This is a genomic window from Enterobacter cloacae complex sp. SHL012 (assembly GCF_049237505.1).
Lineage (GTDB): Bacteria > Pseudomonadota > Gammaproteobacteria > Enterobacterales > Enterobacteriaceae > Enterobacter > Enterobacter kobei.
This window is the reverse complement of the sequence record NZ_JBMKIZ010000003.1, coordinates 358,141-371,247: the sequence shown is the minus strand read 5'-3', so window position 1 is coordinate 371,247 and position 13,107 is coordinate 358,141. Positions and strand designations below refer to the sequence as shown.

The window sequence follows — 13,107 nt, the reverse complement described above, 5'->3', positions numbered from 1 at the left end:
GGTGAGTGACCCGTAAAAATATGTGAGATTAATCACATTGGTGTAATCGGTTACACTGGTGTGTAACCGTAAAAATTATTAAAGCTTTGAAAATATAGAGGTAAATTAGGTGATATGCATCGCGAAAGAATACATTTCAGACTTAACTGAAAGTAAATGTAACAGCATAAGAAATGCCATCACGCAAAGAGATTATTCCGAAAGCGAGGTACATGGACTGGCGTGTAAGCGGTTCCAAACAAAAAAAAGCCAGCACAAAGGCTGGCTTTTTTAACGCTCTTGTCAGTCGATTATTTCAGACCGGCAGCTTCACGCAGCAGGGCGGCTTTGTCGGTTTTTTCCCATGGGAAATGTTCACGACCAAAGTGACCGTATGCCGCGGTTTCTTTGTAGATTGGGTGCAGCAGATCCAGCATCTGAATCAGTCCGTATGGACGCAGGTCGAAGAACTCGCGTACCAGCAGGGTCAGCTGTTCTGAAGGCACTTTCTCGGTACCGAAGGTTTCAACCATGATGGAGGTTGGCTCAGCCACGCCGATGGCGTAAGAAACCTGAATCTCACAGCGGTCAGCCAGGCCGGCAGCAACGATGTTTTTCGCAACATAACGTGCCGCGTATGCCGCAGAGCGGTCAACTTTAGACGGATCTTTACCAGAGAACGCACCGCCGCCGTGACGTGCCATGCCGCCGTAGGTATCAACGATGATTTTACGTCCGGTCAGACCGCAGTCACCCATTGGGCCGCCGATAACAAAGCGTCCGGTTGGGTTGATGAAGAATTTGGTCGCAGAGCTCAGCCATTCGGTCGGCAGAACCGGCTTGATGATCTCTTCCATCACTGCTTCTTGCAGGGATTTCTGGTCAATCTCTTCGGAATGCTGGGTAGACAGTACCACCGCATCGATGCCAACGATTTTGCCGTCATCGTACTGGAAGGTGACCTGGCTTTTTGCATCCGGGCGCAGCCACGGCAGGGTGCCGTTTTTGCGCACTTCAGCCTGACGCTGTACCAGACGGTGCGCGTAGGTGACCGGGGCTGGCATCAGCACGTCGGTTTCGTTGGTCGCGTAGCCAAACATCAGGCCCTGGTCGCCCGCGCCCTGTTCCAGTGGATCGGCACGGTCAACGCCCTGGTTGATGTCTGGAGACTGTTTGCCAATGGCGCTCAGCACCGCGCAAGAATTGGCATCAAAGCCCATATCAGAATGCACATAACCGATTTCACGCACCGTGTTACGGGTGATCTCTTCGATATCAACCCATGCGCTGGTGGTGATCTCACCGCCAACCAGAACCATGCCAGTTTTGACGTAGGTTTCGCACGCGACGCGCGCTTTAGGATCCTGCGCCAGGATCGCATCCAGCACCGCATCGGAGATTTGGTCAGCAATTTTATCAGGATGTCCTTCTGATACGGACTCGGACGTAAACAGGTGTTTTGCCATGTTTTATTTCACCTAAGAGGAATTTGGTTAGCTCAAGCTGCTGTGTGGAATAGCCAAAGGAGATAATTCTACCAAGGCCTGCAGGTTTTTGACACTGGCAGTATGAGTGTTAATCAGTATAGATGGATTAACATCTGGATGGCTATTTTAGGTCACTTCTTCGCCCGATTTCCAGTTTTTTTTGATTCATCTCTCACGGCGTTGAAATGTCTGCTGGAAATTTTTCCTGACGGCGCTGGCAACCCACGCATTTTTGTTTTGCTTTTTAGCCCCCTTCTCGGTATAAAACGCGGCGCGCGGCTCATACAAAATAAGCGCTCGATGAACTCATCGAGTCGCCACTTCCAGCCGGGTTAAGCAGTGAACTTTTAGCTTTGGCTTGGGGTCCGTTTCAGCAGAGGCGGCCGTGGAGGTGATACGAGATAATGAACCATCGTTTTCCGCTAATTCAGCGCAGCCGTTCTGGCGCGCATTTGATTCCCGCAACCCGCATTTCTAGTCTGCAAACCTGCCGATGTTATACCCATCTCGGCGCTTCTCAGGATTCCAGGGCCGGTCAGGCTGTGTGAAAACTGAACAAGGGCGCTCTTGTTAATACAAGAGTTTTCTCGTGGTTTCGCCGAACCTTGTCATACAGAGTTCGGATACGTGTTTTACAATGATATGAATAAGAAACCGGTCGCACGGTCTGGATTTCAGCATACTCTGCTGGGAAACGGAGCCGTTTATGGGTTGTTATCGCCGTATAACGCTGCGATAGTAGTCAACTGTTTTACACTTAATACAAAGAGTTGAGGTTCGCTATGTCTGACGACATGTCTTCTTTTTCGCCTTCGTCAGCGGGCGAACAGGGTGTACTACGTTCTATGCAGGAGGTTGCGATGAGCTCCCAGGAAGCCAGCAAGATGCTGCGCACATACAATATTGCCTGGTGGGGCAATAACTACTACGACGTCAACGAACTGGGCCACATCAGCGTTTGCCCGGATCCGGACGTCCCTGAAGCGCGCGTGGACCTCGCCAAACTGGTGAAAGCCCGTGAAGCACAGGGCCAGCGTTTGCCTGCACTGTTCTGCTTCCCGCAGATCCTGCAACATCGCCTGCGTTCTATTAACGCCGCCTTCAAGCGCGCGCGTGAATCCTACGGCTATAAAGGCGACTACTTCCTGGTTTACCCGATTAAGGTGAACCAGCACCGCCGCGTGATTGAGTCCCTTATCCACTCCGGCGAGCCGCTGGGCCTCGAAGCCGGCTCCAAAGCGGAGCTGATGGCGGTTCTGGCGCATGCGGGCATGACCCGTTCGGTCATTGTCTGTAACGGCTACAAAGACCGTGAGTACATTCGTCTGGCGCTGATTGGCGAGAAGATGGGCCACAAGGTCTATCTGGTTATCGAGAAGATGACTGAAATCGCGATCGTGCTGGAAGAGGCTGAACGTCTTAACGTGGTGCCACGCCTCGGCGTGCGTGCGCGTCTGGCGTCTCAGGGTTCCGGTAAATGGCAGTCCTCCGGCGGTGAAAAATCCAAATTCGGCCTCGCGGCGAACCAGGTACTGCAGCTGGTGGAGATTCTGCGCGAGCGCGGTCGTCTGGACAGCATTCAGCTTCTGCACTTCCACCTCGGTTCGCAGATGGCCAATATTCGCGATATCGCCACCGGCGTGCGTGAATCAGCCCGTTTCTACGTTGAGCTGCACAAGCTTGGCGTGAATATTCAGTGCTTCGACGTGGGCGGTGGCCTGGGCGTGGACTACGAAGGGACCCGCTCGCAGTCTGACTGCTCGGTGAACTACGGTCTGAATGAATACGCCAATAACATCATCTGGGCGATCGGTGATGCCTGTGAAGAGCACGGCCTGCCGCACCCGACGGTGATCACCGAATCCGGTCGCGCGGTGACCGCGCACCATACGGTGCTGGTCTCTAATATCATCGGCGTTGAGCGTAGCGAAATTTCTGAAGCGACGCCGCCGCAGGATGACGCACCGCGTTCCCTGCAAAGCATGTGGGAAACCTGGCAGGAGATGCACGAGCCGGGCACGCGTCGCTCCCTGCGCGAATGGCTGCACGACAGCCAGATGGATCTGCACGATATTCACGTCGGCTACTCTTCAGGCACCTTCAGCCTGCAGGAGCGTGCGTGGGCGGAGCAGCTTTATCTGAACATGTGCCATGAAGTGCAGAAGCAGCTCGATCCGAGCAACCGCGCGCACCGTCCGATTATCGACGAGCTGCAGGAACGTATGGCGGATAAGATTTACGTCAACTTCTCGCTGTTCCAGTCGATGCCGGATGCATGGGGTATCGACCAGCTGTTCCCGGTTCTGCCGCTGGAAGGGCTGAACCACGCCCCGGAACGTCGCGCGGTGCTGCTGGACATCACCTGTGACTCCGACGGTGCTATCGACCACTACGTTGACGGCGACGGTATCGCCACCACCATGCCAATGCCGGAGTACGACCCGGAGAACCCGCCGATGCTGGGCTTCTTTATGGTTGGGGCGTACCAGGAGATCCTCGGCAACATGCACAACCTGTTCGGTGATACCGAAGCGGTTGACGTGTTTGTCTTCCCTGACGGCAGCGTGGAAGTTGAGCTGTCTGACGAGGGGGATACCGTGGCAGACATGCTGGAATACGTTCAGCTCGATCCGAAAACGCTGCTGACCCAGTTCCGCGACCAGGTGAAAAACACCGGTCTCGACGATGCATTGCAGCAGCAGTTCCTGGAAGAGTTTGAGGCGGGGCTGTACGGGTATACTTATCTCGAAGACGAATAATTATTCCGCCAGTTAAATATGAAAAGGGTCTGACCGCGGTCAGACCCTTTTTTTATGGCTACATGAAAACCCCGCCGGTGAACGACGGGGGAGGGCGGTTAACTCAGCTGTTCATCCTCGAACGTAATGATCACCTTCGCATAGATATTAATTGGCGTTTCCGTCATCAGCGGCAGCCACTGCTTCGGCTGCGCTGTTGCGCTCATATCGCCGTTCCACTGCTTGTGCTCAGGCGTTTTCGGCATATCCATGCCGGTCTGACCGGTGGATGAACCCGGCGAGAGCTTAACGTCGGTGCCTTTCGGGTTGCTCGACGGTGCCACGCCGTTGGTCATGTCGCCGTTCCACTGCTTGTGCTCAGGCGTTTTCGGCATGTCCATGCCGGTCTGACCGGTGGATGAACCCGGCGAGAGCTTGACGTCGGTGCCTTTCGGGTTGCTCGACGGCGCCACGCCGTTGGTCATATCGCCGTTCCACTGCTTGTGCTCAGGCGTTTTCGGCATGTCCATGCCGGTCTGACCGGTGGACGAACCCGGCGAGAGCTTCACGTCGGTGCCTTTCGGGTTGCTCGACGGCGCCACGCCGTTGGTCATGTCGCCGTTCCACTGCTTGTGCTCAGGCGTTTTCGGCATGTCCATGCCGGTCTGGCCGGTAGACGAACCCGGCGAGAGCTTGACGTCGGTGCCTTTCGGGTTGCTCGACGGCGCCACGCCGTTGGTCATATCGCCGTTCCACTTTCTGTGCTCAGGCGTTTTCGGCATATCTTTGCCGGTTTTACCGGTTGCAGAACCTGGAGAAAGCGTTGGGTAATTCGTATTCGGAACGTCCCATTTTTTCTTCGGCGTCGTGCTGTCAGCCGGTTTCGGCGCAGGCTTCAGATCGTCCGCTTTCGACGGCGTAACGGCCGGCACCGCTTCGCTGTGCGCGGTTTCAGACGGAGTGGTATCCGTCTTCGTTGTGCTGTCAGCCGGTTTCGGCGCAGGCTTCAGGTCATCCGCTTTCGACGGTTTAACGGCCGGCACCGCTTCGCTGTGCGCGGTTTCAGACGGGGTGGTATCCGTCTTCTTCGCGCTGTCAGCCGGTTTTGGTGCAGGCTTCAGATCGTCCGCTTTCGACGGCGTAACGGCAGGTGCCTCTTCGCTGTGCGCGGTTTTAGACGGGGTGGTATCCGTCTTCGTCGTGCTGTCAGCCGGTTTCGGCGCAGGCTTCAGATCTTCCGCTTTCGACGGCTTAACGGCAGGCACCGCTTCGCTGTGCGCGGTTCCAGACGGGGTGGTATCCGTCTTCGTCGTGCTGTCAGCCGGTTTTGGCGCAGGCTTAAGATTGTCCGCTTTCGACGGCGTAACGGCAGGCACCGCTTCGCTGTGCGCAGGTTTCGCTGGCGTATCCTCTTTCTTCTTCGTGCCATCGCCTGAATGCTTCGACGAGCCCCCGCCATTGCGGTGGTCGCTCGGCGTATCGACGTCGTAACTGCCTTTTTTCTTCTTACCGATACCAGGATCCGCAAGGGTATAGGAGATATTGTTACCCGCTTCTTTTTCGTCACGGGTGACAACGGACATCTCATCCTTGTTGGTGTTGATCTCGCCAGTCGTACCTTTGCTGGTGGTGCCCCCCACGGAAATGGTGGATCTCTGCGTTTCGTTACGGTGGATCTCATCGACCGTATCCACGTAGATGTTAGCCGATGGAATGCCGCCTTTTTTACCCGGCAAACCACCGATACCTACGCCGCCACCGCCGTACAGGCCGTCCTGCTCAACGGTATCTTGCAGGTCTTTGGCGTTGATATTGCCCGCAACGTTGACGTTACCGGTGCCATTATCAGAGACGATATTGGCCCCCGCCATGTTGAGGTCGCCGCCGGTTTTCACCTGCACGTCCCCCGTGGTGTGAATGCCGGACTGCTTCGCGGTGGTTGCCGAGTCATAAGCCTCTGAGCCGCCGCCGCCGTTAACGGCCCCGGTAGGCATCACGCCTTTCGTCGACACGGCTACACCGACGGATGCACCCCAGTTGGCACGCTCGTTGTCCGTGTGAACCGTATCCTGAAGGGAGTTCACGGTCATATCCCCTGCAACATCCACGTCCGCGGTATTGGCATCAATGTTGGCACCGCTCATGGTCATGTCGCCGCCGGACTTAATTTTGACGTCGCCTGCCGTAATGGTGCTGTTGGTGTAGCTGGTGCTGTTGCCTGTTCCGGTCTCTTTGCTGCCGCTGTAGTCGACAGACGCGCCGCCGCTCACGCCGGAGAGATCCACGCCCACGCCAGCCGAGATGCCCGCCGAGTGCTCCTCGGTGGTGTTGCTGTAGCTGGATGTGGATTTCGCCGCATTCATGTTCACATCGCCGCCTGCGTTAATTTCAACGTTCTGGCCGCTAATGTCTGTTCCGTTCAACGTGGTGTCTTTTTTGGTATTGATCGAAACGTTATTGGCGCTGATGTGGTTAATGTTTTCCGCCGTGGAGGTGGAGGTTGAGTGCGATTTAGACGAACTGCCGCCAATGGTAACGGAACCGCCAGCCAGATCGTTAAGCAGCAGGTTAGAGGCCTCGCCCAGCACTTCCGCAGCCGTTGTTCCGGCGTTGGCAGTCTGGCCTTCGGTGCCTTTTTCAATCAGGTTACCGGCTTTATCAAAGGTATCTACAAGGGTGCTGTGGGCTTCACCCGTGATACCAAACGACGTCGCTTTATGGGATGAGGTGTTTTTCATCTCATCTTCATATTTCGTGGTCGCGACGTCCTCGGCGTTGATGGTCAGGGCGTCGCCCGCGCTGAGATCCGCCCCGCCGATGTCAGCGGTCTTACCGGCTTCAATCGTCCCGGACTGGCCAAAGTTGATTGCGGCATTGGTGTTCTTTTTGCTGTCGGTGACGGACGAGTCACTGGAGGTGCTCATGCCAAACGTGAAGCCAGCCGTATCATTCACCGGCGCACGGCCAGGCTTCTTGCCGATTGCAGAGGTGTCGGATTCTGATCCTGCGCTGACATAGTCGCCGGAGGTCGTTTCGGTGCTGCCGCCGTCCATGGTGCCGTAGCTGGTGTTAACCGACTGGCCGCCGCCGCTGACGCCCGCGCTGATGACAAACTCGCGTGACGAGCTGTGCTGTTCTTCGTGAGCAACGTCCTGGGACGTTTTGATCGTCACGTCATTTTCAGCGGTGATGCTGCCGGTCTGGGCGTTGTAGGTCCCCCCTTCCATCACTACGTCGTTTTTGGCCTCGATACTCATGTTGCCGCCAGCGGAAACATTCGCGCCAATGGCTTTGCCCGTGGTGGTTGAGGTATCAGACATCGTGTAGTTGAGCGCGCTTCTGACGTCGTTATCAATGATACGCGTGGCGTCAATTTCATGCAGGTCATTGAAGGTGACGTCGCCGTCGGTGGCCTTCATGCTTACATCCTGACCCGCCGTAATATCCGACGCGTTGGAGGTGATGGATTTAGCCTCCATGTTAATGCTGCCGCCTGCGGTAACGCCGTCCTCAAAGGCGTGGATCACCTGCTTGCCGCTCTCATCGCGCCCTACGCTGGCCGTCATGGTGATGTCACCCTGAGCTGCGGACATGTTCACGTCGCCCTCAGCGTTAATCGCCGCGCCGTTGTTATTGATATTGCCGCTGGTGCTGGACATATTGATGTCGCCGTCCGCAGAGATACCCGCGCTCATGCCGTTGCTAACGTTGTTGATATCCCCATCAGAGACCAGCGTCATGTCGCCTTTGGATGAGATTGTACCGTTGGCGTTATTGATGCTGTTCGCGTCGACGTTCATATCGCCACCGGCATGAACGGTCGCGGTGCCGCCGTTAACGTCTCCGCTCTCCATCTGACGAAGCGTTTCAGGGCACAGGTACACGACCGGGACCATCACGTCCACTCCGTTCACCGTCTGATTGACGAACCAGACGATATCGGCGTCCAGTCCGTTGCGCTGCTCCTCGGTCAGGGATTGACCGACAACCAGCCCCAGCTCGCTGTCCTGTGCGGCCACGCCTGCATTGTCCATCAGGGCCTGCACCAGCGCGTCGCCTTCCAGACCATCACGGATCGAAAAGAAACTGCCCACCGAGCTGTTGATCTCACGGCGGATCAATTCTGAGGTGAAGTAGTTATCACCAATAACGTTAACCGGCTTCTGCGGGTCATAGCCCACCTGATCGAAGAAGTAATCCGATCCTGTGTAAGCGCTCTGATCGATCATTGACGGACGCGTTTCAAAGATCGGAACGATATTGTTGGCTGGCCCCGGATAAGCCGTGCCATTTTTTTCCGCTTCGGCGGTTTTCTTAAAGTCGGTTGAGACTTCAAACATGCCCGGAATGGAGACCATATCCTTGATGGTTGGCATCGGGCTAATGCCCATCGCCAGCTCGTCAATTTTTTTGGTATTCACCTGGACATCGTAACCGGCAATGACCGTATCCACGGTGTATTCACCCACGTCGATATCGCTTACGTCGCTGTGGCTGTTAATCACCCCAGCGTCCGCAATACCGTTATCCAGCGTGCCGCCGTTATGCGTAAAGTTACCGCCCGCGGTGATCTCACCTTTTTCAGAAGGGACGAAGTAGGTTTTATTGTTTTTTAATGCCTCATTATTGGAGGCTGTTACGCTCGCCCAGATACCGCACATTGTACCGTAGTCGGTGGTTTGCCAGGTTTCACCGAAGATGTCGGACATCATTTTGTTGAAAAGCGTGGACTCGTTGCCGGTCATCACGACGGCGTTGTACCAGAGCGCTTTTTCAGGGTCATCACTGCCTGTCTTACCGGCCGCTGCGCCATTGCCAAACTCGAAGTCGAGGAACTGGTAAAGGGTATCAAAGTTCCACGTTGACGTATGATAGGCGCCTAAATGCCACTGATAGGTGAGCCCGCCCTGCATCTCTAACGGCAGCTGCAGATAATCATAAATGGACATTTCACCGTATTCCGGTGAGTTGTAGATATCACCGGTAACCGTAATATCTTTCGCTGCCTGAATCAGACCACCTTTGTTTGTAATCTGTTTTCTGTCGTAGATATTGCGCTGGTTGATATTAATGTTGCCGCCCGCGCTGATCTCGGCCTGATGATCCAGTCTCAATCCCGAGGTCACAACCGGCATTGAGAAGTTAATCATGGTGTTAGATTTCGTCGCGAGATGCTCTACGGTGCTATATACCGCACTGGCGTTCTGATAACCCGTCATGGAGATTTCGTCGCCGGCATAGCTACTTTCGTTTCTGATGGATTCCGCGTCTAAATTCACATCCTTCTCTGCGCGAATGATCCCGGCCTGGTTATGGATCTCCTTCGCGATAATCGACATATCGCCCATGCTGAGCACGTTACCCGACACGCCGTTGAAGAAAGTACCGTTACGGGCTTCCAGACTCATATCGCCCATCGTCCACAGCAGGCTACCGGCATTGTTGGTGATATTGCCCGCGGTGACGTTGAGATCGCCTCCGGTCACGATAGAGACGGCGTTGGTGAAATTACCGTCTGCATTCACGGTCAAATCGCCAATCGCTTCCATCTGGGTGCTATTGGTAAAGTCGCCGTGCGTGGCGATCGCCATCGCGCGTCCGGCGTAGATATTCTGGTTATTGGCGTCGAGGGTCAGGCTGTTGTCAACGCTAAGCGTGAGATCGCGTCCGGCCTCAAGAATACCGGCCGTGTTGTTCAGGCTGGCGAGAGTCAGCTGCAGATCCCGGTCGGCGGTGATGGAGGCGTTGGCATCGTTTTGCAGGTTTTTGGTCGCAACTGCAATATTTGTGCCCGCAATGACTGCTTCAGTGGTGTTTTTGATGTTGCCTGTCTGAACATTCAGCGAGGTCGTTTTTGCCCCTGCGAGCACGGCTTCATCGCTGTTGTTAAGGGTGTTCTTCACGTTCAGCGTCAGGTTGTTATCCGTCGAGACAATGGCCGCGCCACTCTCGTTGGTCACATTCTCTGACGTCACGGTCACATCGCCGCCCGCCACCAGAGTCGAATTCGAACCATTTTCACTGCCGCTGTTGAGGAGTGAATTTGCCGCGACGGTTAACGCCCCATCAACGGCCTGAATCACCCCACCGGAGAGGTTAGTCAGTACGCCAACGGCGTTCAGCACCGTGTTCATGCTGGCCGTGATCGCCGCCTGGCTGGAGTTGGTCAGGGAATCCACATCCTCGATCGTCAGGTTCCGCAGGGCCATGAGCACATGGTCGCTCCCGTCGTTCATCAGGCTGCGGATATTGCGGATAATCAGATCGGTGCCCGCCTGCACGACGCCGTTATTGTGCAGCGTGTCGCCGTTCTGCACCGTAATGCTGCCATCGCTGAGGATCACCGAGGCATTGTTCAGCGTATTCACACCGTCCAGGGTCATGTTGCCCGAGGCGAGGAGCGCCGCGTCAGTGCTGTTGTTCAGCGTACCCACGTTGTTGATGCTGAGGGCATGCTCAGACTGGATCGCCGCACTGTTGCTGTTGTTGAGCGTATCCACATTGCTGATTGTTACGCTGCCGCTACCGACCATCGCGGCGCTGTTGGTGTTGGATACGTTTGTGATGTTCAGCATCGCCAGCGCACCGTCTGCAACCACCTGAGACGCATCGTTGGTGAGGGTACCGATGTTGGACAGAGTGAGATTGCCGCTGCTGTAGAGGGTGGCATCGCGGGTATTATTCAGCGTGCCGATGTGGTCCAGCAGGATGGACGTTGCCTGAATGCCTGAGGCCGAGTTGGTCAGCGTTGTTGCGCCGGACAGATCCATCGCCCCACTCGCGAGCAGAACGGCGTCGCCCGTGTTGGTGAGAGTGGACATGTTGGTCAGGGTGACGTTTTTCCCCTGGATCCGGCTATTGTCGTTGGTCAGTGCAGTCGTCTGCGCGCCGTCCAGCGTAAGGTTTTCTCCCGCCAGGATCTCGCCGCCGTGGGTGTTATTTAATTGCTTACTGACGTTCAGCGCAACATCGCCCGCTGCGCTCAGGGTTCCGCCGTTGTTATTCAGCTTCGCCGCTTTCACCTGCGCTTTTTGTCTGGCGTTCAGCGTGCCGCTGTTTTCAAGCGTCGCATCGACGTTGGACGCGGTCAGGGTAACGTTTTTCCCCTCGATTTTGCCCAGGTTCTTGATGGATTTACCGCTGGCAGCGAGGGTGACATCTTTTTCGTTGCTGATGATGTTACCGCTGTTGTCGACGTCGCCGCCGACGTTCAGGCTGACGGCTGCCGCATCACCCACGAGGGTGCCGCTGTTGGTCAAGTTGCCGGTCGTGGTGACCTGCAGTGCGTCAGTGGTCGCACCGATGTTTCCACGGTTGTTCAGCGCGCTGGCGTTCATCACCAGCCGCTTTTCCGCGAAGATGCGGCCGTTGTTGTCCAGGTTCCCTACGCGGAGCGTCTGGTTATTGGATGCGTACAGCACGCCGTCGTTCTTCAGTGAGCCGGACGCAATCGTCAGGTCCCCCGTCGCGCTGACGGAGCCGCTGTTCACAAAGGCCTCTTTCAGGGTGAACTGCAGGGTGCCTTTTTTCGCCAGGACGCTGCCGCCGCCGTTATTCATGCTGCCTGCGGTAATCTCTACGTCACCGCTGTGGCTGATCACCTGGGTATCCGAGATCAGCGAGGCAAACGGCACTTCAACGCCGTTGACCTTCACGACGAAATCGCCGTTTTTCAGCGTCACGACGCCGTCTGCAATGATCTTACCGTTGGCATCCAGCGCCTGCAGTTTGCCGTTCAGGGTATACTGGCCCGCGACGTTAATCTGAATTGCCGGGACGGTGGTGGTGGTGTTATTGGTTACCAGCGAGGCGGCATTTTGCACCAGCGAGCTGGCATCAATGCGGATTTTGCCGGTTGAGGCGATCACGTCGTTATTCAGCGTGATGCCCGCCAGGGCGTTCATGATAATGTCGTTTTTTGCCTGAACGCCGGAAGTGGATTTGTTCAGGGTGATATTCTTGCCGGAGAGCGACATATTTTTCTCGCTCGACAGGCTGGCGAGCGTAATGTCGCCATCCGCGCTGATCTCGAGATCGCTGCTGGCGATAATGCCGCCGGCATGACGGACGCCCGCCCCGGATTCGGTGCTGATCAGCTGGATCTTGCCGCCGTACATGGAGCCAAGCGCGCTACCGTCGATAGCCACGGCCGGACCCCGTCCGTCGCCTTTGTTACGCACGGTGTGGCTACGGGTCGCAAGGTCGTAGTCGTTCTGGCCCGCCAGCACTTTGATGTCTGCTTTACCGGCAATTTCGCCTTCCAGCTGCGCGCTGCGGCTAACGATGTCAAAGTAGCCCAGCCCGTCGGTATTAATGCCCTGACCGGTGACGGATACCGCCCCTTTTTCGACCGCCAGCTTATAGGAACCGTCGTTATTTGCCTGCACTTTACCGGTGCTGAGGGTCAGGCTGTTGGCATTGATGGTGGTTGCGCCGTTCACGCTAATGCCGTTTTCGTTGGCAATGATGATGTCGGCCTTTTTACCGAAAACTTCCATCGTGCCGTTAATGTAGGACGCTTTCGCACCCGTTACTTCGCTGATGATGGCGCTGGCTTCGTGCTGCAGTTGGGCGTTTTTTACCGCATAGCCGCCAATTTTCGTTACGCCGTCCTGCATGCTGTTGTTAAAGATCATCCCCTGTTTTTCAACGTTAAATTCGTTGAATTTATTCATGGAGATGCCTTTCGCATTAGGATCGGCAATATTCACCACGGGCGTGCCGTTGGCCGCCTGGCCCATGGTAGGGCCTTTCGACTGACGATTATCAGGCGTGGTTGCCGCATCGACGGGGGCCGAGAAAATGCCGGCCAAAGACAGATATAATGGGCAGAGCCGCTTATGCAAATTGCGCGTGGTTATTTTTCCGCTGCGTGTGTTTTTTTTTTTCATTATTCTTCCCTT

General features: G+C 55.8%; 6 protein-coding genes. 4 read left to right on the top strand and 2 right to left on the bottom strand.

The annotated features are described in order from the left end of the window. Nucleotides 1-290 precede the first annotated feature (290 nt). Nucleotides 291-1,445, bottom strand: coding sequence for a methionine adenosyltransferase (metK, locus tag ACOTY9_RS12865; protein ID WP_014885184.1), 1,155 nt, complete (start codon nt 1,443-1,445; stop codon nt 291-293). 138 nt (nt 1,446-1,583) lie between these two features. Here metK and ACOTY9_RS12860 point away from each other — a divergent pair, with 138 nt between their 5' ends. The 4 genes from ACOTY9_RS12860 (at nt 1,584) to speA (ending at nt 4,225) form a co-directional block, all read left to right on the top strand. Continuing rightward, nucleotides 1,584-1,802 (top strand): hypothetical protein, encoded by a 219-nt coding sequence (locus ACOTY9_RS12860; RefSeq protein ID WP_014885183.1) that lies wholly within the window; start codon nt 1,584-1,586, stop codon nt 1,800-1,802. A gap of 68 nt (nt 1,803-1,870) precedes the next feature. After that, entirely contained in the window at nt 1,871-2,014 is a 144-nt protein-coding gene (locus tag ACOTY9_RS12855; RefSeq protein WP_418251728.1) for a hypothetical protein, read from the top strand. Nucleotides 2,015-2,108: 94 nt separating this feature from the next. Further along, a complete protein-coding gene (gene yqgB, locus ACOTY9_RS12850) occupies nt 2,109-2,240 on the top strand; it encodes an acid stress response protein YqgB (protein WP_127312443.1) in 132 nt (43 codons plus the stop codon). An 8-nt stretch (nt 2,241-2,248) separates the two neighbouring features. Continuing rightward, nucleotides 2,249-4,225 (top strand): biosynthetic arginine decarboxylase, encoded by a 1,977-nt coding sequence (gene speA, locus ACOTY9_RS12845; RefSeq protein WP_014885182.1) that lies wholly within the window; start codon nt 2,249-2,251, stop codon nt 4,223-4,225. A 98-nt stretch (nt 4,226-4,323) separates the two neighbouring features. On the opposite strand, the gene ACOTY9_RS12840 is transcribed toward speA, so the two are convergent. Continuing rightward, nucleotides 4,324-13,095, bottom strand: a complete 8,772-nt coding sequence (locus tag ACOTY9_RS12840; RefSeq protein WP_421637369.1) for a hemagglutinin repeat-containing protein — start codon at nt 13,093-13,095, stop codon at nt 4,324-4,326. Nucleotides 13,096-13,107: the final 12 nt, after the last annotated feature.